Origin of the sequence: Pseudomonas sp. P1.31, assembly GCF_001269815.1 — a bacterium.
Lineage (GTDB): Bacteria > Pseudomonadota > Gammaproteobacteria > Pseudomonadales > Pseudomonadaceae > Aquipseudomonas > Aquipseudomonas rustica.
This window is the reverse complement of sequence record NZ_LHVN01000038.1, coordinates 1-25,965: the sequence shown is the minus strand read 5'-3', so window position 1 is coordinate 25,965 and position 25,965 is coordinate 1. Positions and strand designations below refer to the sequence as shown.

Annotated in this window: 25 protein-coding genes and 1 rRNA gene; 16 read left to right on the top strand and 10 right to left on the bottom strand. The window is 58.8% G+C overall.

Annotation, left to right across the window (positions count from 1 at the left end):
- The first annotated feature begins 230 nt into the window (after positions 1-230).
- The 6 genes from AD669_RS24485 (at position 231) to trpE (ending at position 6,809) form a co-directional block, all read left to right on the top strand.
- Entirely contained in the window at positions 231-1,478 is a 1,248-nt protein-coding gene (locus AD669_RS24485) for an ABC transporter permease (RefSeq protein ID WP_007910155.1), read from the top strand.
- Positions 1,479-1,491: 13 nt separating this feature from the next.
- Complete coding sequence (locus AD669_RS24480; RefSeq protein ID WP_053124376.1) at positions 1,492-2,316, top strand: ABC transporter permease; 825 nt, start codon at positions 1,492-1,494, stop codon at positions 2,314-2,316.
- 223 nt (positions 2,317-2,539) lie between these two features.
- On the top strand, positions 2,540-3,688 hold the full coding sequence (locus AD669_RS24475) for an iron-containing alcohol dehydrogenase (RefSeq protein ID WP_053124374.1): 1,149 nt from the start codon (positions 2,540-2,542) through the stop codon (positions 3,686-3,688).
- Positions 3,689-3,767: 79 nt separating this feature from the next.
- Complete coding sequence (gene rpe / locus AD669_RS24470) at positions 3,768-4,442, top strand: ribulose-phosphate 3-epimerase (RefSeq protein WP_007918813.1); 675 nt, start codon at positions 3,768-3,770, stop codon at positions 4,440-4,442.
- Positions 4,439-5,257, top strand: coding sequence for a phosphoglycolate phosphatase (locus tag AD669_RS24465; RefSeq protein WP_053124372.1), 819 nt, complete (start codon positions 4,439-4,441; stop codon positions 5,255-5,257). The genes rpe and AD669_RS24465 overlap by 4 nt, the downstream gene beginning before the upstream one ends.
- Positions 5,258-5,327: 70 nt before the next feature.
- Entirely contained in the window at positions 5,328-6,809 is a 1,482-nt protein-coding gene (trpE, locus tag AD669_RS24460) for an anthranilate synthase component I (protein WP_053124370.1), read from the top strand.
- A 218-nt stretch (positions 6,810-7,027) separates the two neighbouring features.
- On the opposite strand, the gene estP is transcribed toward trpE, so the two are convergent.
- Complete coding sequence (gene estP / locus AD669_RS24455) at positions 7,028-8,935, bottom strand: esterase EstP (RefSeq protein WP_053124369.1); 1,908 nt, start codon at positions 8,933-8,935, stop codon at positions 7,028-7,030.
- A 408-nt stretch (positions 8,936-9,343) separates the two neighbouring features.
- Here estP and AD669_RS24450 point away from each other — a divergent pair, with 408 nt between their 5' ends.
- From AD669_RS24450 to AD669_RS24435, 4 genes are all read left to right on the top strand, one after another.
- Entirely contained in the window at positions 9,344-9,937 is a 594-nt protein-coding gene (locus tag AD669_RS24450; protein WP_034155101.1) for an aminodeoxychorismate/anthranilate synthase component II, read from the top strand.
- 9 nt (positions 9,938-9,946) lie between these two features.
- Positions 9,947-10,996, top strand: coding sequence for an anthranilate phosphoribosyltransferase (gene trpD / locus AD669_RS24445; protein WP_053124367.1), 1,050 nt, complete (start codon positions 9,947-9,949; stop codon positions 10,994-10,996).
- Positions 10,993-11,829, top strand: a complete 837-nt coding sequence (trpC, locus tag AD669_RS24440) for an indole-3-glycerol phosphate synthase TrpC (RefSeq protein WP_053124365.1) — start codon at positions 10,993-10,995, stop codon at positions 11,827-11,829. Before trpD ends, trpC begins: the two co-directional genes overlap by 4 nt.
- A 137-nt stretch (positions 11,830-11,966) precedes the next feature.
- Complete coding sequence (locus tag AD669_RS24435) at positions 11,967-12,665, top strand: lipoate--protein ligase family protein (protein WP_053124362.1); 699 nt, start codon at positions 11,967-11,969, stop codon at positions 12,663-12,665.
- Here the strand turns inward: AD669_RS24435 and crp are convergent.
- Positions 12,662-13,306 carry a cAMP-activated global transcriptional regulator CRP gene (gene crp / locus AD669_RS24430; RefSeq protein ID WP_053124359.1) on the bottom strand — a complete coding sequence of 215 codons (645 nt, stop codon included), beginning with the start codon at positions 13,304-13,306 and terminating at the stop codon, positions 12,662-12,664. The genes AD669_RS24435 and crp overlap by 4 nt on opposite strands.
- Before the next feature lie 236 nt (positions 13,307-13,542).
- Here crp and AD669_RS24425 point away from each other — a divergent pair, with 236 nt between their 5' ends.
- Together AD669_RS24425 and speD are read left to right on the top strand one after the other, a co-directional pair.
- Entirely contained in the window at positions 13,543-13,965 is a 423-nt protein-coding gene (locus AD669_RS24425) for an OsmC family protein (protein ID WP_003228794.1), read from the top strand.
- Between the two features lie 237 nt (positions 13,966-14,202).
- Positions 14,203-14,997, top strand: coding sequence for an adenosylmethionine decarboxylase (speD, locus tag AD669_RS24420; protein ID WP_053124357.1), 795 nt, complete (start codon positions 14,203-14,205; stop codon positions 14,995-14,997).
- A 119-nt stretch (positions 14,998-15,116) separates the two neighbouring features.
- On the opposite strand, the gene coq7 is transcribed toward speD, so the two are convergent.
- From coq7 to hemJ, 6 genes are all read right to left on the bottom strand, one after another.
- A complete protein-coding gene (gene coq7 / locus AD669_RS24415) occupies positions 15,117-15,764 on the bottom strand; it encodes a 2-polyprenyl-3-methyl-6-methoxy-1,4-benzoquinone monooxygenase (RefSeq protein WP_053124355.1) in 648 nt (215 codons plus the stop codon).
- Between the two features lie 235 nt (positions 15,765-15,999).
- On the bottom strand, positions 16,000-16,338 hold the full coding sequence (locus AD669_RS24410) for a histidine triad nucleotide-binding protein (RefSeq protein ID WP_053124353.1): 339 nt from the start codon (positions 16,336-16,338) through the stop codon (positions 16,000-16,002).
- Between the two features lie 57 nt (positions 16,339-16,395).
- Positions 16,396-17,184: an SDR family oxidoreductase gene (locus tag AD669_RS24405; protein WP_053124351.1), complete on the bottom strand. Its 789-nt coding sequence runs from the start codon at positions 17,182-17,184 to the stop codon at positions 16,396-16,398.
- A 61-nt stretch (positions 17,185-17,245) separates the two neighbouring features.
- Entirely contained in the window at positions 17,246-18,196 is a 951-nt protein-coding gene (locus tag AD669_RS24400) for a DUF805 domain-containing protein (RefSeq protein ID WP_053124349.1), read from the bottom strand.
- 72 nt (positions 18,197-18,268) lie between these two features.
- Complete coding sequence (locus AD669_RS24395; protein ID WP_053124348.1) at positions 18,269-19,240, bottom strand: nitronate monooxygenase family protein; 972 nt, start codon at positions 19,238-19,240, stop codon at positions 18,269-18,271.
- 33 nt (positions 19,241-19,273) lie between these two features.
- Positions 19,274-19,702 (bottom strand): protoporphyrinogen oxidase HemJ, encoded by a 429-nt coding sequence (gene hemJ, locus AD669_RS24390; RefSeq protein ID WP_053124346.1) that lies wholly within the window; start codon positions 19,700-19,702, stop codon positions 19,274-19,276.
- Between the two features lie 133 nt (positions 19,703-19,835).
- On the opposite strand from hemJ, the gene argC reads away from it, so the two are divergent.
- Together argC and erpA are read left to right on the top strand one after the other, a co-directional pair.
- The gene (gene argC / locus AD669_RS24385; RefSeq protein WP_053124345.1) at positions 19,836-20,870 is read left to right on the top strand and encodes an N-acetyl-gamma-glutamyl-phosphate reductase; all 1,035 of its coding nucleotides are present in this window, start codon (positions 19,836-19,838) and stop codon (positions 20,868-20,870) included.
- Positions 20,871-21,024: 154 nt separating this feature from the next.
- A complete protein-coding gene (gene erpA / locus AD669_RS24380) occupies positions 21,025-21,375 on the top strand; it encodes an iron-sulfur cluster insertion protein ErpA (protein ID WP_008077999.1) in 351 nt (116 codons plus the stop codon).
- A 73-nt stretch (positions 21,376-21,448) separates the two neighbouring features.
- Here erpA and AD669_RS24375 read toward each other — a convergent pair whose 3' ends face one another.
- Both AD669_RS24375 and AD669_RS24370 read right to left on the bottom strand, forming a co-directional pair.
- Complete coding sequence (locus AD669_RS24375) at positions 21,449-22,540, bottom strand: anhydro-N-acetylmuramic acid kinase (protein WP_053124342.1); 1,092 nt, start codon at positions 22,538-22,540, stop codon at positions 21,449-21,451.
- Positions 22,541-22,543: 3 nt separating this feature from the next.
- The gene (locus AD669_RS24370) at positions 22,544-23,968 is read right to left on the bottom strand and encodes a peptidoglycan DD-metalloendopeptidase family protein (RefSeq protein WP_053124339.1); all 1,425 of its coding nucleotides are present in this window, start codon (positions 23,966-23,968) and stop codon (positions 22,544-22,546) included.
- A gap of 212 nt (positions 23,969-24,180) precedes the next feature.
- Between AD669_RS24370 and tyrS the strand changes: the two genes are divergently transcribed.
- Together tyrS and AD669_RS24360 are read left to right on the top strand one after the other, a co-directional pair.
- Entirely contained in the window at positions 24,181-25,380 is a 1,200-nt protein-coding gene (gene tyrS, locus AD669_RS24365) for a tyrosine--tRNA ligase (protein WP_053124337.1), read from the top strand.
- Positions 25,381-25,876: 496 nt separating this feature from the next.
- A 16S ribosomal RNA gene (locus tag AD669_RS24360) occupies positions 25,877-25,965 on the top strand; the annotation flags it as partial.

Genomic DNA, 25,965 nt, shown 5'->3' with positions numbered 1-25,965 from the left:
GAGGGGATTTATCCCCGATCGGCTGCGCAGCAGTCGTAAACCTGAGACTCCAACCTTCCTGACGCATCGAGCTGCGTGGTTTTGGGGCTGCTTCGCAACCCATCGGGGATAAATCCCCTCGCCACAAAGGTTCGCTGCCACAGGAAGGTTCGCTCCCACAGTAGCTGTGTTTCAACACAACAGAGGTGGTTCGCCACCTCTGTAACGATCAAAGATTTGCGGAGTACGTCATGGCCATCGCCGTTCCCCTGAACGAGGGCAACAGCCCCACCTTGAAGCAGAAGCTCAAGCGCGCCGAGCGGGTCAACCGCTGGAAGGCTCAAGCGCTGATCGCGCCGTTGGTGCTGTTTCTGTTGTTGGTGTTTCTGGTGCCGATCGTGGCGCTGCTCTACAAAAGCGTCGGCAACCCCGAAGTGGTCGGCGGCATGCCGCGCACCGTGGCGGCCATCGCCAGTTGGGACGGCCGCGGCCTGCCCGCTGAACCGGTCTACAAGGCCGCCGGCGAAGACCTCGCCGAAGCGCGCAAAAACCAGACGCTGGGCGATCTGTCCAAGCGCTTGAACATGGAGTTGGCCGGCTATCGCAGCCTGCTGACCAAAACCGCCCGGGCGCTGCCTTTCGCCAGCGAACCGGCCTCTTATAAAGAAGCGCTGGAAGCACTCGACGAACGTTGGGGCGACCCGGCCTACTGGCAAGCGGTCAAACGCAACACCAGCAGCATCACTCCGTATTACTTGCTGGCAGCGGTCGATCACCGCATCGACGACCTCGGCGAAATCGCCCCGGCCACCCCGGATCAGGCGATCTACCTCGACATCTTCGCCCGCACGTTCTGGATGGGCCTGGTGATCACCGTGATCTGTCTGGTGCTCGCCTATCCTCTGGCCTACCTGCTGGCGAATCTGCCATCGCGGCAAAGCAATCTGCTGATGATTCTGGTGCTGCTGCCGTTCTGGACGTCGATTCTGGTGCGCGTCGCCGCATGGATCGTGCTGCTGCAATCGGGCGGGCTGATCAACAGCGGGCTGATGGCCATGGGCATCATCGATAAACCGCTGGAACTGGTGTTCAACCGCACCGGCGTGTACATCTCGATGGTGCACATCCTGCTGCCGTTCATGATCCTGCCGATCTACAGCGTGATGAAAGGCATCTCGCCTACCTACATGCGTGCCGCCATTTCCCTCGGCTGCCACCCGTTCGCCAGTTTCTGGCGGGTGTACTTCCCGCAGACCTACGCCGGTGTCGGCGCCGGTTGCCTGTTGGTGTTCATCCTCGCCATCGGCTACTACATCACCCCGGCGTTGCTCGGCAGCCCGAACGATCAAATGGTCAGCTACTTCGTCGCCTTCTACACCAACACCAGCATCAACTGGGGCATGGCCACCGCACTCGGCGGATTGTTGCTGCTGGCGACCGTGGTCCTTTATCTGATTTACAGCTGGCTGGTCGGCGCCAGTCGCCTGCGCCTGAGCTAAGGGGGAATTCGAGATGCTGAGTCCTTATATGTCGCCCGTTGAACGGGTGTGGTTCTACAGCCTGCGGATCCTCTGCGGCCTGATTCTGTTGTTCCTGATTCTGCCGGTGCTGGTGATTATTCCGCTGTCGTTCAACTCGGGGAGTTTTCTGGTCTATCCGCTGCAAGGCTTTTCGCTGCAGTGGTACCACGACTTCTTCGCCTCGGCGGAATGGATGCGCGCGCTGAAGAACAGCATCATCGTCGCCCCGGCGGCGACGGTGCTGGCGATGATCTTCGGTACGCTGGCGGCGATTGGTCTGACTCGCGGTGACTTTCCCGGTAAAGCGCTGGTGATGGCGTTGGTGATCTCGCCGATGGTGGTGCCGGTGGTGATCATTGGTGTGGCGAGTTACCTGTTCTTCGCGCCATTGGGGTTGGGCAACAGCTTCTTCTCGCTGATCGTCGTGCATGCGGTGCTGGGCGTGCCGTTTGTGATCATCACGGTGTCGGCGACGTTGCAGGGGTTCAATCACAACCTGGTGCGTGCCGCCGCGAGTCTCGGTGCATCGCCACTGACCGCGTTCCGTCGCGTTACCTTGCCGCTGATTGCGCCGGGGGTGATCTCCGGGGCGTTGTTTGCCTTTGCAACTTCGTTTGACGAGGTGGTGGTGACGTTGTTTCTCGCCGGGCCTGAGCAGGCGACGTTGCCTCGGCAGATGTTTAGCGGGATTCGCGAGAACCTCAGTCCGACGATTGCGGCTGCGGCTACTTTGCTGATCGCTTTCTCGGTGATTCTGCTGCTGACCCTGGAATGGCTACGCGGCCGCAGCGAAAAACTGCGCACTGCTCAGGTCTGACGCTGATCGTTCCCACGCTCTGCGTGGGAATGCCTCTCGGGACGCTCCGCGTTCCAGCTCGCGAATGGAACGCAGAGCGTCCCCGGCGGTATTCCCACGCAGAGCGTGGGAACAATCAGTGACAGGGGCTAGTCGTTGGTCATTCATGGAGTGAATAGCAGACAACCCCAAATCCCCAGCTAATCTTGTGCCCAGCTCCCACATCTATAAGAGGCTGCGCACGATGAGTCTGTCCCAGTTCAAAATTGCTCACAAACTGATCACCGGCGCCGCCGCCATCGAGCAACTGGCCGCCGAACTCACGCGCCTCGACATCGACAACCCGCTGATCGTCACCGACGCGGCGCTGGTCAAATCCGGCACGGTCGAGCTGGCGCTGTGCCAATTGGGCGGGCGCGAGTACGAGATCTTCGACCGCGTGCTGCCAGACCCGGAAATCGCCATCGTCGAAGATTGCATGCGCGTTTACCGCGAGGGCGGGCATGACGGCTTGATCGGCCTCGGTGGCGGCAGTGCCATCGACATCGCCAAAAGTGTCGCCGCGTATGCCGGTTACCACGGCGCGCTGGAAGATCTGTTCGGCGTCGATCAGGTGCCGCGCAAAGGCCCACCGCTGATCGCTATCCCGACCACCGCCGGCACCGGTTCCGAAGTCACCAACGTCGCAATCCTCTCGGACAAAGTCGCGCAACTGAAGAAAGGCATCGTCAGCGACTATCTTTTGCCGGACGTCGCATTGGTCAGCCCGCAGATGACCCTGACCTGCCCACGCAGCGTCACCGCCGCCAGTGGCGTCGACGCATTGGTGCACGCCATCGAATCCTATCTGTCGGTCAACGCCTCGCCGATCACCGACTCGCTGGCCATCGGCGCGATCAAGCTGATCGCCAAAGCCTTGCCCAAGGCCTACGCCAACGGCGCCAACCTGCAAGCGCGCGAAGACATGGCCACTGCCAGCCTGATGGCCGGCATGGCGTTCGGCAATGCCGGGGTCGGTGCGGTGCATGCGCTGGCGTATCCGCTGGGCGGGCGCTTCAACATTGCCCATGGTGTGAGCAATGCCTTGCTGCTGCCGTATGTCATGACCTGGAACAAGATGGCCTGCGTGGAGCGCATGCAGGATATTGCCGAAGCCATGGGCGTGAAGACCGCTCATCTAAGTGCAGCCGAGGCGGCGGACAAAGCCGTGCAGGCGATGACCGACCTGTGCGCAGCGGTGGAAATTCCTGCCGGCCTGCGCAGTTTCGGTGTACCGGAAGAGGCGATCCCGGCCATGGCCGCAGAAGCCGCGGGCATTGAGCGCTTGATGCGCAACAACCCGCGCAAACTCAGCGCCGTCGATATCGAGAAGATTTACCGAGCGGCGTACTGATCATCGCGGTCACGGTGCGCGCGCTCAAGCATGAGGCTACAATGCGCGCCATCGTGATTTAGCTCAGAAAAGGTGCGTCATGCAGCCCTTCGTAATTGCTCCGTCGATTCTCTCCGCCGACTTCGCCCGCCTCGGCGAGGAAGTGGACAATGTTCTCGCCGCTGGCGCCGACTTCGTTCACTTCGACGTCATGGACAACCACTACGTACCCAACCTGACCATCGGCCCGATGGTCTGCGCGGCGTTGCGCAAGTACGGCGTCACCGCGCCGATCGACGCGCACCTGATGGTCAGCCCGGTGGATCGCATCGTTGGCGATTTCATCGAAGCCGGCGCGACCTACATCACCTTCCACCCGGAAGCCACGCTGCACGTTGATCGCTCGCTGCAGCTGATCCGTGAAGGCGGCTGCAAATCCGGTCTGGTGTTCAATCCGGCAACCCCGCTGGACGTGCTCAAGTACGTGATCGACAAGGTCGACATGGTCTTGCTGATGAGCGTCAATCCGGGCTTCGGCGGGCAGAAATTCATTCCCGGCACCCTCGACAAACTGCGCGAAGCGCGGGCGATCATCGATGCTTCGGGCCGTGACATCCGTCTGGAAATCGACGGCGGTGTCAACGTTAACAATATTCGCGAAATCGCCGCGGCTGGCGCTGACACTTTTGTCGCCGGCTCGGCAATCTTCAATGCGCCGAACTACCAGGAAGTCATCGACAAGATGCGCTCCGAACTGGCGCTGGCGCGCCCATGAGCGGATTTGAGCAGCTGTTCCCGGGAAAACTGCCACGGCTGGTGATGTTCGATCTGGATGGCACGCTGATCGACTCGGTTCCAGACCTGGCAGCGGCGGTGGACACCATGCTGCTCTCCCTCGGCCGCCAGCCTGCCGGCATCGAAGCGGTGCGCGAGTGGGTTGGCAACGGCGCGCCGGTTCTGGTGCGCCGTGCTTTGGCCGGTGGCATCGATCATTCGGCGGTGGATGACGTCGAGGCCGAGCATGCGCTGGAAGTGTTCATGGAGGCTTACGGCGCCAGCCATGAGCTGACCGTGGTCTATCCCGGCGTGCGCGACACCCTCAAGTGGCTGCACAAGCAAGGCGTGGCCATGGCGCTGATCACCAACAAGCCCGAGCGCTTTGTCGCGCCGTTGCTGGATCAGATGAAGATCGGCCGCTACTTCAAGTGGATCATCGGCGGCGATACCTTGCCGCAGAAGAAGCCTGACCCAGCAGCGCTGTTTTTCGTGATGAAAATGGCCAACATCCCGGCCTCGCAATCGTTGTTCGTCGGCGATTCGCGCAGCGATGTGCTGGCGGCGAAAGCGGCGGGGGTCAAGTGCGTGGCGCTGAGTTACGGCTACAACCATGGCCGACCGATTGCCGAAGAGTCGCCGGCGCTGGTGATCGACGATCTGCGCAAGCTAATTCCCGGTTGCCTCGGTTCGGCCGCTGAGATAACGTTGCCCGACGCTTCTCAATCCCATTCTGGAAACGCCATCGTGGTGGTCACTCGCAAACTCTGGATGAAAGTCATCAAGGCCCTGGCCCGCTGGCGTTGGCGCGCCTGACTTTTTTCTGGCCGGCCTGCCGGCGCGTTTGCATACCTGACTGATAGCACCTCACACCACGAGGCACCTTATGATCCGCGAAGAATTCCTGCGCTTGGCCGCTGACGGCTACAACCGCATTCCGTTGGCCTGCGAAACCCTGGCCGACTTCGACACGCCGCTGTCGATCTACCTGAAACTGGCCGACCAGCCCAACTCCTACCTGCTCGAATCGGTGCAGGGCGGTGAAAAGTGGGGCCGTTACTCGATCATCGGCCTGCCGTGCCGCACGGTCATGCGCGTTCACGACCATCACGTCAGCATCACCGTTGATGGCGTCGAGACCGAAAGCCACGATGTTGAAGACCCACTGGCCTTCGTCGAATCCTTCAAGGCGCGTTACAACGTGCCGACCATTGCCGGTCTGCCGCGCTTCAACGGTGGTCTGGTCGGTTACTTCGGTTACGACTGCGTGCGTTATGTCGAGAAGCGCTTGGGCAAGTGCCCGAACCCGGATCCACTGGGCGTGCCGGACATTTTGCTGATGGTGTCCGACGCCGTCGTGGTGTTCGACAACCTCGCCGGCAAGATGCACGCGATCGTCCTCGCCGACCCTGCGCAGGCCGATGCCTTCGAACAAGGTCAGGCACGTTTGCAGGAATTGCTCGAGCAACTGCGCCAGCCGATCACCCCGCGCCGTGGCCTGGATTTTAGCAAGCAGCAATCGGCTGATCCGGTATTCCGTTCGAGTTTTACTCAGGACGATTACGAAAAAGCCGTCGACACCATCAAGGAATACATCCTGGCCGGTGACTGCATGCAGGTCGTGCCGTCGCAGCGCATGTCGATCGACTTCAAGGCTGCGCCAATCGATCTGTACCGCGCGCTGCGCTGCTTCAACCCGACGCCGTACATGTACTTCTTCAACTTTGGCGACTTCCATGTCGTCGGCAGTTCGCCGGAAGTGCTGGTGCGCGTTGAAGACAACCTGATCACCGTGCGCCCGATCGCCGGCACACGCCCACGTGGCGCGACCGAAGAAGCCGATCTGGCGCTGGAAAAAGACCTGCTGTCGGACGACAAAGAGATCGCCGAGCATTTGATGCTCATCGATTTGGGTCGTAACGATACGGGGCGCGTTTCGGAAATCGGTTCGGTGAAACTCACCGAGAAAATGGTTATCGAGCGTTATTCCAACGTGATGCACATTGTGTCCAACGTCACCGGTCAGTTGAAAGAAGGCCTGACGGCGATGGACGCGTTGCGGGCAATTCTGCCGGCGGGCACCTTGTCCGGTGCGCCGAAGATTCGCGCGATGGAAATCATCGACGAACTGGAACCGGTCAAGCGTGGTGTTTACGGTGGCGCGGTCGGTTACTTCGCCTGGAACGGCAACATGGACACCGCGATTGCCATCCGCACCGCAGTGATCAAGAACGGCGAACTGCACGTGCAGGCCGGCGGCGGCATCGTCGCCGACTCGGTGCCGGCCCTGGAATGGGAAGAAACCCTGAACAAACGCCGCGCGATGTTCCGCGCCGTCGCCCTGGCCGAACAAACCCCGCAAACCTGACCCCACAAAACCCCCTGTAGGAGTGAGCCTGCTCGCGATAGCGAATTAACATTCAACAGATTTGTTGACTGAACCACCGCAATCGCGAGCAGGCTCACTCCTACAGTTGATTGTGTTCAGGCATAAAAAAGCGGCGCCTGTGAGGGCGCCGCTTTTTTCATGCCCTGCAACAACCCCCTGTAGGAGCTGCCGCAGGCTGCGATCTTTCGATCTACCGCTTAAAAATCCAACACCACCCCAACATTCACACCCTGCTGGGTAAAGTCATCATCCTTGCGGAACGAATACCCGCCACGCAACGCCAGATCCGCCGTCAGCTTATGGCTAACACCCAGACTCAACCGATTCAAATGACTCTGCGGCGTATAACCCTCAAGTTTGAAGTCATTCGCCGGCAAGGTATTCAGCGCGATATTGACCTTCTGCACGTCATCCTCGTACTCGCGTTCATGCGCATACTCACCAAACACCTGCGTTTGCGGGGTGAAGTTGTACTTGCCCTGAATACCGACACCCAGACGTTTCGAATCGCGGGTCTGATCATCGAAGGTCAGCGCTGTAGCGCGGTTGCTCTTCTCTGAATAACCATCGACATCGACGCTGGCATAATCGGCGCTGACGAACGGCGACAGGTGCCATTCGCTGCCCGACTGGGCGATGTCGTAACCGATACGGGTGCTGAACGCCCACAGGCTGCCGTCGGTATCACCTTTCTCCGCACCTTCGCTGGCGCCCAGATCAAACTTGCGCTTGAGGTTGTCGTAGTCGAGTTTGCCGCCGGTCAACGCCGCGTCAGCCCACCAGCGATTCTGCTGGAACTGGGCAAATGCGGTGGCCATGTAGCTGTTGAGTTTGTAGTCCGAATCGTTATGCCCGGCCTCGAGATTCTGCCGGTAGAAACCACCCGCCACACCGACACGCCACGCGTCATTCAGACGATAGCTGCCGCCGACGTTAAGGTTGTAACCGCTGCCGTCGGCACTGGCGCCGCTGCTTTGGCTGTCGACATCCAGATGCTGGCCGCCGGCGGAAACGATCGCGCGCCACTGGCCGACCGCTTGCCAGTTTTCCCAATCCGCCTGCCATTGGCTGCGCAGTTCATCCTGATGCGCACGCACGGTGGCGTGGGCCATTTCCGGCAGCAGTGTCAGTTCCCACGGCGCGGCCAGCAGGGAATAGGCATAGTCGGAGATCAGTTTTTGCCCGGCTTCGGTCGGGTGCACGCCGTCGTTGTAGATCAGCTTGGTCGGATCTGGCGTCGCACTGTTGATGCCGTAACGGGCGTTTTCCGGGCAACCGCTGCCGCTGAAGCACGTCGCGGTGAGGTTCTGATCAGTGGCCAGACCAAAACGGCCCGGATCGGCGAACACTTCCGACAGCAATACAGGAATGTTCAGCGGAATGATTTCCGCGTTGATGCCTTGCAGACGGCTGACCAACTGGCTGTTGAATTGCGCGGCGAGCTGGCTGCTGAACGCTTGCAGCGGCGTGCCGTTGATGGCCGGGGTCAGGCCGACGTCAGGCAACAGCCAGACCATCACGTATTTGGCACCGGCCGATTGCAGCGCTTGCACGCTGTCAGCCAGTCGATCGGCGCCGGCGTTGGCTTGCGGCAGGCTGAGGATGCGGCCCTGCAGGAAGTCGTTACCGCCGCCGGAAATGTAATACAGCGCATTCGGGTCAGCGCGGAAGCCGTTCGAGGGCAGATAACCAGTGCGAGTGCGTTCACCGGTGGCGGATTGTGTGGTGATCGAATCGAGAATCTGGTCGGTGCGATAACCGCCGACCGCCCAGTTGTTGCCGTCGACCTGACCGTTTTCGACGCGCACTTGCGAGCTGGAAGAGGCGGTCTGATCCGGGGTGAAGCCGAGTCGGCCACCGAGCAATTGCGTGGAGTTCAGATCACGGGATTCGCCGCTGCCGTCCAGATAGATTGGCCCGGTACGGTTGGTGTAGCGCTGGGTAGCGCCGGCAGGGCCGCCGGTGTCGCGGAAGGTGCCCGCGTCGTTGAGACTGTCGCCAAACACCACGAAATTCGAGTAAGGATTGGGGGCGGCATTCGCCTGGGCGCAGGCCAGTGCGAGCAAGCATCCAGCCAGCGGTACAAACAACGTCTGTTTGATCATGAGCAAGTCCGTTTATTTATTGTTGTAGGTGAACGAAACGACAGTACCAAAAACTTCCGGCCTTTTGCCATCGGTCGCGAACCCTCTTATAGATTTAACCCCCAAAGCCCCGGCCATATTGCACGCTCCGCCCAGCTAAGTTACTGTGCCGGAACGTATGAACGAGACCTTCCCCGTGTTGATCACCAGCAAACTTCTGGATCAAGTCATCAAGGCACACGCCCGCTGGCGTTGGCGCGCCTGAATCTTTTCTGCCGGCCCCGCCGGATCTGTATCGCTTTGCCTTCCTTGCCTGTTTGAAATGCCGCTGTGCCGACGCGTCTACCCGCGTCCGACATCGTGCAGCGCCCTGCGGGCAAGTCATCTGAAGGCTGTCTCCAAGTCAGAATTCAAGAGGTTCGAATCGCCATGTTGCTGATGATCGACAACTACGACTCCTTTACTTACAACGTTGTGCAATACCTCGGCGAACTGGGTGCCGAGGTCAAAGTCGTGCGCAACGACGAATTGACCGTCGCCGAAATCGAAGCGCTGAAACCCGAGCGCATCGTCGTCTCCCCAGGCCCTTGCACCCCGACCGAAGCCGGCATCTCCATCGAAGCCATCAAGCACTTCGCTGGCAAACTGCCGATCCTCGGTGTCTGCCTTGGCCACCAATCGATCGGCCAGGCGTTTGGTGGCGATGTAGTCCGCGCCCGCCAAGTGATGCACGGTAAGACTAGCCCGGTATTCCACGAGGACAAGGGCGTTTTCCAAGGCCTGAATCATCCGCTGACGGTTACCCGCTACCACTCGCTGATCGTCAAGCACGATACTTTGCCCGATTGCCTGGAACTGACCGCGTGGACGCAACACGACGACGGTTCGGTCGACGAAATCATGGGCCTGCGTCACAAGACCCTGAACATTGAGGGCGTACAGTTCCACCCCGAGTCGATCCTGACCGAGCAGGGTCATGAACTGTTTGCCAACTTCCTCAAACAAACCGGCGGCACGCGCTAAGGACGTCCCATGAATATCAAGACAGCCCTGAGCCGTATCGTCGAGCACCTCGATCTCAGCACCGATGAAATGCGCGATGTGATGCGCGAAATCATGACCGGCCAATGCAGCGACGCGCAGATCGGCGCGTTCATGATGGCCATGCGCATGAAGAGCGAGAGCATCGACGAGATCGTCGGCGCCGTGTCGGTGATGCGTGAACTGGCCGATCAGGTCGAACTGAAAACCCTCGACGGCGTGGTCGATGTGGTCGGCACCGGCGGTGACGGTGCGAACATCTTTAACGTGTCGACGGCTTCTTCGTTCGTCGTCGCGGCAGCCGGTTGCACTGTGGCCAAACACGGCAACCGCGCGGTCTCGGGTAAAAGCGGTAGCGCCGACTTGCTCGAAGCCGCCGGCATTTATCTGAACCTGACGCCGGTGCAGGTTGCGCGTTGCATCGACAACGTCGGCATCGGTTTCATGTTCGCTCAGACTCACCACAAAGCCATGAAGTACGCCGCCGGCCCGCGCCGCGATCTCGGCCTGCGTACGTTGTTCAACATGCTCGGCCCGCTTACGAATCCGGCCGGTGTTAAGCATCAGGTAGTGGGCGTGTTCAACAAGGCACTGTGCCGGCCATTGGCCGAAGTGTTGCAGCGTCTGGGCAGCAAGCACGTGCTGGTGGTGCATTCGAAGGACGGTCTGGACGAGTTCAGTCTCGCCGCGCCGACTTTTGTCGCCGAGCTGAAGAACAACGAAATCAGCGAATATTGGGTCGAGCCGGAAGATCTCGGCATGAAGAGCCAGAGCCTGCACGGTCTGTCGGTCGACGGCCCGGAAGCGTCGCTGGCGCTGATCCGCGATGCCCTCGGCAAGCGCAAAACCGAGAACGGCCAGAAAGCCGCCGAAATGATTGTGCTCAACGCCGGTGCCGCGCTGTACGCCGCCGACGTGGCGAGCAGTTTGAAACAGGGCGTGGAGCTCGCGCACGACGCTTTGCACACCGGCCTCGCTCGGGAAAAACTCGAGGAGCTGGGTGCCTTTACCGCGGTATTCAGAGTGGAGAATGAGGGATGAGTGTACCGACGGTTCTGGAAAACATTCTGGCCCGCAAAGTTCAGGAAGTTGCCGAGCGTAGCGCCCGCGTCAGCCTGAGCGAGCTGGAAAGTCTGGCCAAGGCGGCCGATGCACCCCGTGGTTTCGCCAACGCGCTGCTGGCGCAAGCGAAGAAAAAGCAGCCAGCGGTGATTGCCGAAATCAAAAAGGCTTCACCGAGCAAAGGCGTGATCCGCGAGAATTTTGTTCCGGCCGACATCGCCAAAAGCTACGAGAAGGGCGGGGCGACCTGTCTGTCCGTGCTGACCGACATCGATTACTTCCAGGGCGCCGATGCTTATCTGCAACAGGCGCGTGCCGCGTGCAGTCTGCCGGTGATCCGCAAGGACTTCATGATCGATCCGTACCAGATCGTCGAAGCCCGCGCGTTGGGCGCCGACTGCGTGCTGTTGATCGTCTCCGCCCTGGATGACGTGAAAATGGCCGAGCTGGCCGCTGTCGCCAAAAGCGTCGGTCTCGATGTGTTGGTTGAAGTGCACGACGGCGATGAGCTGGAGCGCGCGTTGAAAACCCTCGACACGCCGCTGGTCGGGGTCAACAACCGTAACCTGCACACCTTCGACGTCAGCCTCGAAGTGACGCTCGACCTGTTGCCGCGTATTCCGCGCGACCGGTTGGTGATCACCGAGAGCGGAATCCTCAACCGTGCCGATGTCGAGCTGATGGAAATCAGCGACGTGTATTCGTTCCTGGTCGGCGAAGCGTTCATGCGCGCGGAAAACCCGGGCACTGAACTGCAGCGCCTGTTCTTCCCGGAGCGTGGCACCTCGATCAGCGGTTCGACCCTCGACTGATATTCTTTCAGACCGAGTCGACGCCATCGCGAGCAGGCTCACTCCTACACTTGGAATGCGTTCCCCTTGTAGGAGTGAGCCTGCTCGCGAAGGGGCCATCGAAACCGCTGAAGATTCTTATGTTGCCGGAGCCTGTTATGTCGCTGCCAACCCCCCTGACCATCGAAGCCGGCCTCCAGGCCGAGCAAGACTTGCTGGCCTCGGTCTGCGCCGGCGACTCCGAATTCGGCCTTCTCTTCTGGCAACCCAGCGATCGCGCGTTGGTCATGCCACGCCGCCTCAATCGCCTGCCCGCGTTCGACCACGCCTGCGAAGTCTCCGCCGCCGCCGGCTGGCCCGTCCTGCTGCGTGAAACCGGCGGCGAACCCGTCCCGCAATCCGCCGCCACCATCAACATCGCGTTGGTTTACGCACCACCGCGCAGCGAAGGCGATCTGAACCGCATCGAAACCGGCTACCACCGTCTCTGCGATCCGATCTGTCAGTTGCTCGATGAGTTGGGTGGCACGTCTTCTTTGGGCGAAATCGACGGCGCATTCTGCGACGGCCGCTTCAACGTCAATCTCGACGGTCGCAAAATGGTCGGCACCGCCCAGCGCTGGCGCCAGAGTCAGGGCGGACAGCGCCCGGTCGGTCTGGTGCACGGGGCGATGCTGATGGATGACGAGCGCGAATCGATGGTTGCAGCGGTCAATCGCTTCAATGAAGCGTGCGGCCTGGAGCAGCGGGTGAGGGCGCAAAGCCACATCGCTTTGCATGAAAAATTCAACGCGCCACAGGCCTTGGCGCGTCTCGATGAGCTGTTTCGTCTGATGCTGGCGCAGATGTACGTTTAGCGCGTACCGAAAACCACCATGGTTTTGCCTTTCACATCGACCAGGTTGCGTTCCTCAAGATCCTTGAGCACGCGACCGACCATCTCCCGTGAACAACCGACAATCCTTCCGATTTCCTGACGCGTCACTTTGATCTGCATGCCGTCCGGGTGGGTCATTGCGTCTGGCTGTTTGCACAACTCCAGCAGGCAACGCGCTACGCGACCGGTCACATCAAAGAACGCCAGATCGCCGACTTTGCGTGTGGTGTTGCGCAAGCGCTGTGCGATTTGTCCGCTGAGGACGTAAAGAATGTCCGGATCCTGCTGCGACAATTCGCGGAACTTGGTGTAGCTGATTTCCGCGATCTCGCATTCAACCTTGGCGCGCACCCAGGCGCTGCGTTCCTGTTCCTGACCGGCTTGCTCGAACAGGCCCAACTCACCGAAGAAATCCCCGGCGTTAAGGTAGGCAATGATCATTTCGCGGCCGTCGTCATCCTCGATCAGGATCGTCACCGAACCCTTGATGATGAAATACAACGTATCGGAACGGTCGCCGGCGCAGATGATGTTGCTCTTGGCCGCGTGACGACGGCGCTGACAATGCATCAGCAGCTTGTCGAGGTTCTTGATTTTGGGTGTGGGGGTAATAGCAACCATGGTTGTATCCCGAAAAGACTGCACGGTGATGTTTGGTTTTTTTATGAGGCGCTGAAGGCGGTCGCTGCACAGCTGGCATGGGCGCCAGCGAATTGGCGCCAGCTTAACAGACACTTCGTCGCAAATTCGAGAAATTACCTACGTCGTAGACGCATCCGTCCTAGGAACGACGCGCGCTGGCGGCACAATGCCCGTGCTAAGCTGGCTACCCTTTTTTCTACAGTGGAGTCTTGGCGATGAAGGCACGCATCCAATGGGCTGGCGAAGCCATGTTCCTCGGCGAATCCGGCAGCGGTCATGTCGTGGTGATGGACGGTCCGCCGGACGCCGGTGGTCGTAACCTGGGTGTTCGTCCGATGGAAATGCTCCTGCTCGGTGTGGGCGGTTGCAGCAATTTCGACGTGGTCAGCATTCTGAAGAAGTCGCGTCAGGCCGTGGAAAGCTGCGAAGCCTTTCTTGAAGCCGAACGCGCGACCGAAGATCCGAAAGTGTTCACCAAGATTCACATGCATTTCGTGGTCAAGGGCCGTGGCTTGAAAGAAGCCCAGGTCAAACGCGCGATCGAGCTGTCCGCCGAGAAATATTGCTCGGCCTCGATCATGCTCGGCGCCGCTGGCGTGGCCATCACCCACGATTACGAAATCGTCGAACTCGGTTGAAGCGACATTCAACTATCATAAAAGCAGTGCAGACTCTGGCGATCCCCCGCTGACGTCTGCATAATGCGCCACTTTTTTCAGGGCAGTGATCGGTCAACCGACGGATCATCCGCCTGAACAGATAACCAAAATCGCCATCGCGAAGAGGTGTTAACCGTCCTACGCAGGTGCGTTGTTCGCACTTGACGGGCATGCTTGATCACGCGGCTGCGCCGCATACATAGAGAGTTTTTAACGGTGAAAAGCAAACTCAAGCTCCACGGGTTCAATAACCTGACAAAGACCTTGAGCTTCAACATCTATGACATCTGCTACGCGGAAACCCCGCAAGACCAGCAGGCGTACGTCGAGTACATCAATAAAGAGTACAACGCGAAACGTCTGACGCAGATCCTCACGGAAGTTGTCGATATCATTGGTGCCAACATCCTGAACATCGCGAGTCAGGACTATGAACCCCAGGGCGCCAGCGTCACGATTCTGATTTCTGAAGAGCCGGTCACCCCGACCGACAGCCAGATCGAAGAATCGCCGGGCCCGTTGCCCGAAATTATCCTGGCCCACCTCGACAAGAGCCACATCACGGTGCACACCTATCCGGAAATTCATCCGGACGACGGTATTGCCACGTTCCGTGTGGACATCGACGTGTCGACGTGTGGTGTCATCTCACCGCTGAAAGCGCTCAATTTCCTCATTCACCAGTTCGATTCGGACATCGTGACTGTGGATTATCGTGTGCGCGGCTTCACCCGTGACGTTGAAGGCAACAAGCACTTCATCGACCACGAGATCAACTCGATCCAGAACTACCTCTCCGAAGACACTCGCGACGCGTACCAGATGACCGACGTGAACGTGTACCAGGAAAACCTGTTCCACACCAAAATGCTGCTGAAGAACTTCGAACTGGATAACTACCTGTTCGGCGACGCGACCAGTAGCCTGTCCTCCGAGCAGCGTGCTCAGGTGACCGACCGGGTGAAACACGAAATGCTGGAAATCTTCTACGCGCGCAACATGCCGACCTAAGATTCCCGCACACAAAAAAAGGCGACTGTCTCAGGACAGTCGCCTTTTTTATTACTGAAACAAAGCCCCCTGTAGGAGCGAGCCTGCTCGCGAAGGGGCCCTATATAGCAATACATCTCTCAAATCCGATAAGTACTCTTGGTCATCACCTTAGCCAAAATACTCATCCCGAACTTCACCGGCGCCGGAAAACGAAACCCTCCAGCCTCCAGCGCACTCTCCGCATGATGCTCTTCATCAATACGCATCTGCTCCAGAATCGCCCGGGACTTCTCGTCCTCCGCCGGCAATTGCTCCAGATGTTCATTCAAGTGTTTACACACTTGGTGCTCGGTCGCCGCCACAAAGCCCAGACTCACTTTGTCGCTGATCAACCCGGCCACCGCACCAATCCCGAACGACATCCCGTAAAACAGCGGATTGAGCACACTGGTATGGCTGCCCAACTGGTGAATGCGTTGTTCGCACCAGACCAGATGATCAATCTCTTCTTCAGCCGCGTGCTCCATGGCTGCGCGCACTTGCGGCAACTTGGCGGTCAACGCTTGCCCTTGATACAACGCCTGGGCGCAGACTTCACCGGTGTGGTTGATGCGCATCAGACCGGCGACGTGGCGGGTGTCTTCGTCGCTCATCTGCGTGTCCGGCTGCAAGATCGCTGGCGACGGACGGTACGGCTGGCCACTGGAGGGCAGCAGGGTACGCATCGCGGCATCGGCTTGCAGCAGAAGACGGTCAATCGGCGAGTAGTGACGTTGGGTAGTCATGCTGACCTCCGGGAAGAATCTCGGCGGCCAGTTTAACCGAATCGGCCGGGGAAGGTTTGCGCTGGGTCATCAGCCACGCGGGATGCGCTTTATGTGCTGGATGTACTGGGGGGCTTTATGTAGGAGCTGCTGAAGGCTGCGATCTTTTGATCATGTTTTGCTACCTCGAAGATCAAAAGATCGCAGCCTTCGGCAGCTCCTACAGGTGACAAACCGCAGGCCTGGTCGGTGAATCTTAGCCCGGCGGCCAGTTCATCTGGCGCTGGCCAAGTACATGCATATGAATGTGGTAAACCGTCTGGCCACCTTTTTCATTGCAGTTCATCACCACGCGGAAGCCGTCCTCGCAACCGAGTTCCAGTGCCAGACGCTGCGCAGTGAACAGGATGTGCCCGGCCAAAGCCTTGTCATCTTCGGTCAGGTCATTGAGGGTACGCACCGGTTTCTTCGGGATCACCAGAAAATGCACCGGCGCCTGAGGGGCGATGTCGTGGAAGGCCAGAACTTGGTCGTCCTCGTAAATGATCTTGGCCGGGATTTCCCGGTTGATGATCTTGGTGAACAGAGTATCCACTGCTGTTTTCTCCGTTGTTAGGGCTGAATCGAGTGTACCGCGTTGAATAATGCTGCTTCAGCGCGGGCAGTAAGCTTTGTTAACCATGCCGACAATCGTGCGGTTAAGCCAGCGCGAACCCAGTCGCGGCAGGAACGCGAACCAGCGGTTGCGGCGCCCCGGAATGATGATCGCGCGGTTCTTGTCGAGGGCGCGCACGGTGTACAGCGCGACTTCCTCTGGGCTCATCAGCACGTTGCTGGCGTTGAGCTTTTCCGTGTTCAGCTGTGCGGTACGGAAGAAGGCAGTACGCGTCGGGCCGGGGCAGAGCACCGAGACCTTGACCGCGCACTTTTTCAGCTCGACCCGCAGCGCTTCGGAAAAGTGCAGCACATAAGCCTTGCTGGCGAAGTAAGTGCTCATCCACGGGCCGGGATTGAACGCCGCCACCGAAGCGACGTTGAGAATCTGCCCGCCACCTTGCAGTGCCATGCTGTTACCGATCGCATGGCAAAGGCGGGTGAGGGCGAGGATGTTCACCTCGATCAGATCCTGCTCGGTCATCCAGTCCTGCGCGAGGAACGGGCCGCAAGTGCCGATACCCGCACAGTTCACCAGCAGATCAATCTGCCGATCGCCTTCTTCCAGTTCCAGCAGAAAACCGGACAAGCGCAACGGCTCACCGAGATCGCAGGCACGGAACAACACTTCGACGCCGAAGCGCTGGGTCAATTCGATCGCAATGCTTTCCAGCTGATCACGCTGTCGAGCCACCAGAATCAGGCTGCGGCCGCGCCGGGCCAGAGCTTCGGCCATGGCCAGGCCGATGCCGCTGGAGGCGCCGGTGATCAGAGCGTAACGGGTCATGCAATTCTCCATCGCAACAGCTCCGCGCCGGCGACGCGGGTGTCACGGCGGGGAGCGCTGTTCATTCTTTCGCAGAGTCTACAGGGGCCTGCGCCGGTTCGGCTGCCTCGTCGGCGGAATTCGCTGCGGGTTCGACCTCGACGTCGATTTCATCGGTGGTCACTGAACCGCTTTGGTAGCTGCTTTCCAGATTGCTTTCATATTCGTCCTGAACGGCCGAGAAACCGCCGAATATCCCACCGACAAAGATCAGCGCGAAGAACACGATCCACAACGAGCACAGCACTTTGACCGCTGTGCTGTTCGGTGGCGGCGGCGGGCCGTAGCGGTTGGCGCCGGTATTGCCCGGCACGACCATGATCACCAGCGGGAAGAAACTGCCCACCACCGGCACCAGGTTGAGCAACCAGAGCCAGCCCGACCAGCCGATATCGTGCAGGCGTTGAACGCTGAACAGAATGCTGACGATGAAAAAGCCGAGGAACAAAAAGAAGGCGAGAATCCCGCCGATGATCAAGCCAGTGGTCGATTCGCCGCTGACCAGCCCCAAGGCGATCAGTGCGAACACACCTACGATCGGTAGCGTCACCAGGCCGAGCACCATTGTCCAGGCGAGAAAACGCAGACGACCGATCCGGCCTTCGACCCCAAACGGCTTGAGCGTTGCGAAGGCCGGCAGGCTTTCGCCGACGCTGGCACGCGGCGGTGCATAAGGGGAATCAGGTTCGGCCACGGCGGGAGCATGCTCGTGGACGTCATTGAGGTTCAGCTCGATAGCGGTTTCATTTTCAATGCGCGCATCAATCCCGGTTTTGTTCAGCGCTTGCAGGTACGTCTGCGCATCGCTGTGGGAAAGATCACGTTTGAGGGCGACGACGCTGCCATTGAAGAGGCGCTCAATGGCGGCCACATCGCTTTTGAATAGATTCGCCAGATTGAGTTTGGCGGTCGTGATATCGACACCGGGCTGTAGAGCACCGTCGAAAACGATCTTGTAACGGGGGTCGCTCATGGCCGAGGCATCCTTGTCGCGAATGATTGAGGTCAGCAGTGTAAGGCCAGTCAACGGGCGACTGGCCTGTTTTTATTGACGAGGCCAGCGTAGCGGTAGCTGTGCAGCGCGCTCCTGCGCCTGACGATACTCGGCGTCGAGTCGTGCGATCAACTGATCGACACTCGGCAGGTCATCGATCTGCCCGACACCTTGACCGGCAGACCATACGGTCTTCCAGGCCTTGGCCTCGTCATTGATCGGCTTGAGCTTGTCGCCAAAATTCACTTCGCCCTTGCCTTGCAGCGAGGCCATATCGAAACCGGCGGCTTGCAGGCTCTGGCGCATGAAACTGGCGGGAACCCCTGACACCGCTGGAGTATGAATGATGTCCGCTGCCTTGGCTGTCAGGAGCATCTGCTTGTAAGCGTCAGGCGCATGACTTTCAGTGGTACCGATAAATCGCGTACCGAAGTAGGCCAAATCCGCGCCGAGCAGCTGTGCGGCGAGAATCTCATGGCCGTGGTTCAAACATCCTGCAAGCAATAGCGTCTTGTCGAAGAACTCACGGATCTCGGCGATCAGCGCAAACGGACTCCAGGTGCCGGCATGGCCCCCGGCGCCGGCGGCGACCGCGATCAAACCATCGACCCCGGCCTCGGCCGCTTTCTCGGCGTGCCGGCGCGTGGTGACGTCATGGAAGACCAGGCCACCATAACTGTGTACCGCGTCGACCAACTCTTTCACCGCGCCGAGGCTGGTGATGACGATCGGTACTCTGTGTTCGACGCAGATGTTCAGATCCGCCTGCAAGCGCGGATTGCTGTTGTGCACGATCAGGTTCACTGCGTAGGGCGCGGGGTTCTCCAGTGTCGCAAGGCCCGCTTCGATCTGTTCCAGCCACGCTTTGAAGCCGCTGCTTTCGCGTTGGTTCAACGCGGGGAAACTGCCGACTACGCCATTACGGCAGCAGGCGAGCACCAACTCAGGGTTGGAAATCAGAAACATCGGCGCCGCCACTACGGGCAGACGCAGACGTTGTTCGAGCAAAGCGGGCAGCGACATGATGAATACCCCAAAGATCTGTTCTTGTTGAAGTTAGAACGGCTTGACCACGACCAGAATTACAATAGCCAGCAATATCAGAACCGGCACTTCATTGAACCAGCGATAAAAGACATGGCTGCGGGTGTTTTCGCCACGGGCAAAACGTTTTACCTGCGCGCCGCACATGTGGTGGTAGCCGATCAGCAAAACGACCAGAGTCAGTTTGGCGTGAATCCAGCCGCCCATGCTGAAGATGCTCGGATTGAGGTAGATCAGCCAGCCGCCGAAGATCAGCGTGGCAATCATCGCCGGGCCCATGATGCCGCGGTACAACTTGCGCTCCATGACGCTGAAGCGTTCTTTGCTGATCGTGTCTTCGCTTTGCGCGTGATACACGAACAGTCGCGGCAAGTAGAACAGTCCGGCAAACCAGCAAACGACGCTGACAATGTGAAAAGCTTTTATCCATAAATAGAGCATTTTTAGTTATTCCAGGTTCACGGTACCCGGGATAGTAGAGGCTTGAGCGTCCGCACGTCACCTTGACGGTTGTCGCAGGGCCGCGCGGCCCCTATTATCGACGGCTTTCCAGTGGGTTCTTTGAGGGCAGGTTATGGTCAAGGTCGGTATCGTCGGCGGCACGGGTTACACCGGTGTCGAATTGCTGCGTCTGTTGGCACAGCATCCGCAGGCAGAAGTGGTTGTGATCACTTCCCGATCCGAGGCCGGTCTGGCCGTGGCTGATATGTACCCGAACCTGCGCGGTCACTACGACGGCCTGGCCTTCAGCGTGCCGGACATCAAAACCCTCGGCGCTTGCGACGTGGTGTTCTTCGCCACGCCGCACGGTGTGGCTCACGCACTGGCGGGCGAACTGCTGGCAGCGGGCACCAAGGTCATCGACCTGTCGGCGGACTTCCGTCTGCAAGACGCGGAAGAGTGGGCCAAGTGGTACGGCCAGCCGCACGGCGCGCCTGAACTGCTAGACGAAGCGGTTTACGGTCTGCCGGAAGTCAATCGCGAACAGATCAAGAAAGCTCGTCTGATCGCGGTGCCGGGTTGCTATCCGACCGCGACGCAGCTGGGTTTCCTGCCTTTGCTTGAAGCTGGTTTGGCCAACACATCGATGCTAATCGCCGACTGCAAATCCGGTGTCAGCGGCGCCGGTCGCGGTGCGGCTGTAGGCTCGTTGTACTCCGAGACGTCGGAAAGCATGAAGGCCTACGCGGTAAAAGGTCACCGTCACCTGCCGGAAATTCGCCAGGGTCTGCGTCGCGCAGCGGGCAAGGACGTGGGGCTGACCTTCGTTCCGCACCTGACGCCGATGATTCGTGGCATTCATTCCACGCTCTACGCGACCGTGGTTGATCGTTCGGTGGATCTGCAGGCTCTGTTCGAAAAGCGTTATGCTAACGAACCGTTCGTCGACGTGATGCCAGCCGGTAGTCATCCGGAAACCCGCAGCGTGCGTGGCGCCAATGTCTGCCGCATCGCGGTGCACCGTCCACAGGATGGCGATCTGGTGGTGGTGTTGTCGGTGATCGACAACCTGGTCAAAGGCGCGTCGGGCCAAGCGGTGCAGAATATGAACATCCTGTTCGGTCTGGACGAGCGCTTCGGCCTGTCTCATGCCGGTATGCTGCCATAAGAGCAGCTACAAGCTTCAAGTTGAGAGCCGCAAGCCTGAAGCTCGCAGCTTGAATCTTGCCGCTGCTCCTCTAATAGTTGACCGATTTTCTAGGAGAAGCGGATAATGCGCGTCATCACGCATTATGGCGGCGTAACGCCGGGAGATAGTCAGCATGAGCGTCGAATCCTTCACCCCCACGGCTTTGCAATTCACCCACGGTGCCGCGCACAAGGTGAAGAGCCTGGTCGATGAAGAGGGGAATGATCGCTTGAAGCTGCGCGTATTCGTTACGGGCGGCGGTTGTTCAGGGTTTCAATACGGTTTCACCTTCGATGAAGACGTGGCCGAGGACGACACCATCGTCGAGCGCGAAGGCGTGAGTCTGGTGGTTGATCCGATGAGCTTCCAGTACCTGGCCGGTGCTGAAGTGGATTACCAGGAAGGTCTGGAAGGTTCGCGCTTCGTGATCAAGAACCCGAACGCCACCACGACCTGTGGTTGCGGCTCTTCGTTCTCGATCTGACGCCTCTTCGTTTCAGATAACAAAACGCCGCAGAGCCTTTCGGTTCTGCGGCGTTTTGCTGTGTGCGGTTTGATCAGGCCGGGTAGATGGCGCCCAAGACGCGAAGACCGCGCGCGCCGGTGACGCTCGGGCGGTTGGCGGCCATGCCTTCGAGGCAGCAATGAGCGAGCCAGGCGAACGCCATGGCTTCAACCCAGTCCGGATCGACGCCGTGAGTGGCAGTGCTGGCTACGGTTGCATTAGGCAGCAGGGCGGCCAAGCGCTTCATCAATGTGGCGTTATGCGCGCCGCCGCCGCAGACCAGCAACTCTTGGGTGTCGGACTGAGCGCTTTGCAGCGACTCGATGATGGTCAGCGCCGTCAGTTCAAGCAGCGTGGCCTGCACGTTTTCCGCAGCGAAGGCTGGCAACCGTGACAAGTGTTGCTCCAGCCAAGGCAGGTTGAACACTTCGCGGCCGGTGCTTTTCGGGCCTTTGGTGACGAAGAATGGATCGCTGAGCAGCGCCTGCAACAGGGTTGGCTCAACAGCCCCTGATCTCGCCCAGTCGCCATTACGGTCGTAGTTTTCACCGCGCTGCTGCTGAATCCAGGCGTCCATCAGAACATTCCCAGGGCCACAGTCGAAACCGGCTACAGGCTTGGTCGGCTCTATCAGACTCAGATTGCTGAAACCGCCGACATTCAAGACTGCCTGGTTACCGGTACGCTCTTCGAACAAAGCTTCATGGAAGGCCGGAACCAGCGGCGCACCTTGGCCGCCGGCGGCGACATCGCGGCTGCGGAAGTCGCTGACCACGGTAATGCCAGTCAATTCGGTGAGCAGGGCAGGGTTGCCGATCTGCACCGTGAAGCCGCGCGCCGGTTCGTGGCGAATGGTCTGGCCGTGGCTGCCGATCGCACGAATGGCTTCGGGTTTGAGTTGCTGCTGATCGAGGAGAGTATGAATACCCTGCGCGGCGAGCTTCACCCAGTGTTGCTGGGCAATCGCCGAACGGGCGATTTCGTCGGGGCCGCTGGCGCACAAGCCAAGCAGCTCGGCGCGCAGGGATTCAGGCATGGGAATGTAGTGCGTGGCGATCAGTTTGATCGCCGAGGTCTGCTCAATCAGAGCAATGTCCAGACCGTCGAGGCTGGTTCCGGACATCACACCGATATAAAGGGCCATGGCTTAACGCTTGCTCGAAGCCAGCATGGTGGCCTTCTCTTGATCCATGCGCGCCATCAGCGGTTGGCTCTGCGCGAGGAAGCGAGCGCGCTCGGCTTTGGCGATCGGGTCAGCCATTGGCAGCTTCTGGCCCAGCGGATCGACGTGGACGCCGTTGACCTGGAACTCATAGTGCAAGTGCGGGCCGGTAGACAGGCCTGTAGTGCCGATGTAGCCGATGACCTGGCCCTGCTTGACGGTACCGCCGGTTTTCACGCCCTTAGCAAAGCCTTGCATGTGGCCGTAAAGGGTACGGTAAGTGTTGCCGTGCTGGATGATCACGGTGTTGCCGTAACCGCCGCGGCGGCCGGCCAGCAGTACTTTACCGTCGCCGGCAGCCTTGATAGGCGTGCCGCGTGGTGCTGCGTAGTCGACGCCTTTGTGGGCGCGGATCTTGTTGAGGATCGGGTGCTTGCGGCCCATGGAGAACTTCGAGCTGATGCGGGCGAAGTCCACCGGCGTACGGATGAACGCCTTGCGCATGCTGTTGCCGTCAGCGGTGTAGTAGCTGCTGTTGCCTTGTTTGTTGGTGTAACGCACGGCGGTGTAAGTCTTGCCGCGGTTGGTAAAGCGTGCAGAGAGGATCGGGCCAGTGCCAACGGCTTTGCCGTTGACCACTTTTTGCTCATAGATCACGTCGAATTCATCGCCCTGCCGGATGTCCTGAGCGAAGTCGACGTCGTAACCAAACACGCTGGCCATGTCCATGGTCATGCTGTGCGAGAGGCCAGCGCGGGCGGCGGACTGGGACAGCGAGCTGTTGATCACGCCGTGTACGTAAGCGGTGCGTACGGTGGGTTTAGCGGTAACCCGATTGAAGGCATAACCCTTGTCATTCTTGGTCAGGGTAATGGTTTCGACGTCGCTGACCTTGCTGTGCAGGCTGGTCAGTTGGCCTTCCGGGTTCAATTCGAATTCGAGCTTCTGGCCGTGCTTAAGTTGGCTGAACTGTTTGGCTTGTTTATCGCTGGCCAATACTTCGTGAACGGAAGCGGCGGGCAGACCGACCTTTTCAAACAAAGTGGACAGCGTATCGCCCTTGGCGACGACCACTTCGCGATGGCTGGCAGCCTTGGCTTTCTCTGCAGCCGGGGCAGGTGCCGGCTCGGTTTCAGCGGTTTGCGGTGCGTTTTCGTCAGTGTTTTCGATTTGTGCAAATGGCGAGCTGACAGGCTCATTTGTGGCTTGGGCGGCGTCAGCAGCGTCTTGATCTTGTGTCAGTTGTTCAGCAGGACTTTCCAGTTCAAGACTCAGGGTCGTCTTTTTGGCTTCAACATCACTGGAAGGGAATACCAGGAGCGCCAGACTGAGAAGGGCAGCGATTCCACTTGCAGCGAGCAGGTGGGTCTTCGGGTAAAGCGGAGGCGCTTTAGACGGTTCTGTGGTCATAAGTAGTTTTGACTTTGAAATATGATGAATTGGAAAAGATGAATGACATGATGAAGATGAAATAACTGTATAAAATATAACCAAATCATCTCTTAAGCAAGTCTACAGACAGCGCGTTTGTGGATTGGTGTCCGTGCGCCGGGCAAAACTTGTAATTGGTGCACGATCTTGTATGGTTGGTTCCCTTTGAATCTGAGCCTTGCGGGTCTGTTATGAAGTCGGTTGAAGAGCAGCTAGCGCTGATTAAACGTGGTGCGGAAGAACTATTGGTCGAGTCCGAGCTGATCGAGAAGCTCAAGCGCGGCCAACCGCTGCGTATCAAGGCTGGTTTCGATCCGACCGCTCCGGATCTGCATTTGGGTCACACGGTGCTTATTAACAAGCTGCGCCAGTTCCAGGAACTGGGGCATCAGGTGATCTTCCTTATAGGTGACTTCACCGGGATGATCGGTGATCCGAGCGGCAAGAGCGCCACGCGCCCACCGTTGACCCGTGAGCAAGTCCTGGAAAACGCCGAGACTTATAAGACTCAGGTGTTCAAGATTCTCGATCCAGCGAAAACCGAAGTTGCTTTCAACTCCACCTGGATGGATCAGATGGGGCCGGCGGACTTCATTCGTTTGACTTCGCAGTACACCGTTGCTCGCATGCTTGAGCGCGATGACTTCGACAAGCGCTACACCACCAATCAACCGATCGCTATTCACGAGTTCCTCTATCCGCTGGTTCAGGGTTACGACTCGGTGGCCTTGCGTGCGGACGTTGAGTTGGGCGGCACCGATCAGAAGTTCAACTTGCTGATGGGGCGCGAGCTTCAGCGTGGTTACGGTCAGGAAGCTCAATGCATTCTGACCATGCCGCTGCTTGAAGGTCTGGATGGCGTGAAGAAGATGTCCAAGTCGTTGGGCAACTACGTCGGTATTCAGGAAGCGCCGGGCGTCATGTACAGCAAACTGGTTTCGATCCCGGATGCATTGATGTGGCGTTACTTCGAGTTGCTTAGCTTCCGCTCGATGGACGAGATCAATGCGCTGCGTGCTGATGTAGAAGCAGGCGCCAATCCGCGTGACGTCAAAATCAAGCTGGCTGAAGAAATCGTTGCGCGCTTCCACGGTGAAGAGGCTGCGGCCAATGCTCATCGCGCGGCGGGCAATCGCATGAAGGATGGCGAGCTGCCGGATGACCTGCCAGAGATCGAGCTGACTTCTGCTGAAGACATGCCGATCGCCGCTGTTCTTAATAAGGCAGGTCTGGTGAAGAACTCTGCAGCGGCGCGCGACCTGTTGGCGTCCGGTGGTGTGCGTGTTGATGGTGAGGTGGTTGATCGCTCCTTTATATATGTACTGGGCGCGACTCACGTTTGCCAGGCGGGCAAGAAGGCATTTGCACGGATTACGCTGAAATCCAAGTAAAGCTGCAAATAGGGGTTGACGGCGAATTCTAGATGTCTATAATTCGCCCCACTTCCGGCGCAGTCGAAACGGAAAACTCCTTGAGATTCAATGAGTTGCGCAGTTTTCGACGGCAGGTTGCTTCAGTTTATCGAAGCCAAAAGGAAGTTGAAAAAGAGGTGTTGACAGCAGCGTGTAACGCTGTAGAATTCGCCTCCCGCTGACGAGAGATCTGAAGCGCAAGTGGTTGAAGTTGTTGAAGAATTCTTCGAAAGCTTCTGAAAATAATCACTTGACAGCAAATGAGGCTGCTGTAGAATGCGCGCCTCGGTTGAGACGAAAGATCTTAACCAACCGCTCTTTAACAACTGAATCAAGCAATTCGTGTGGGTGCTTGTGGAGTCAGACTGATAGTCAACAAGATTATCAGCATCACAAGTTACTCCGCGAGAAATCAAAGATGTAACCAACGATTGCTGAGCCAAGTTTAGGGTTTCTTAAAAACCCAAAGATGTTTGAACTGAAGAGTTTGATCATGGCTCAGATTGAACGCTGGCGGCAGGCCTAACACATGCAAGTCGAGCGGATGAGAGGAGCTTGCTCCTT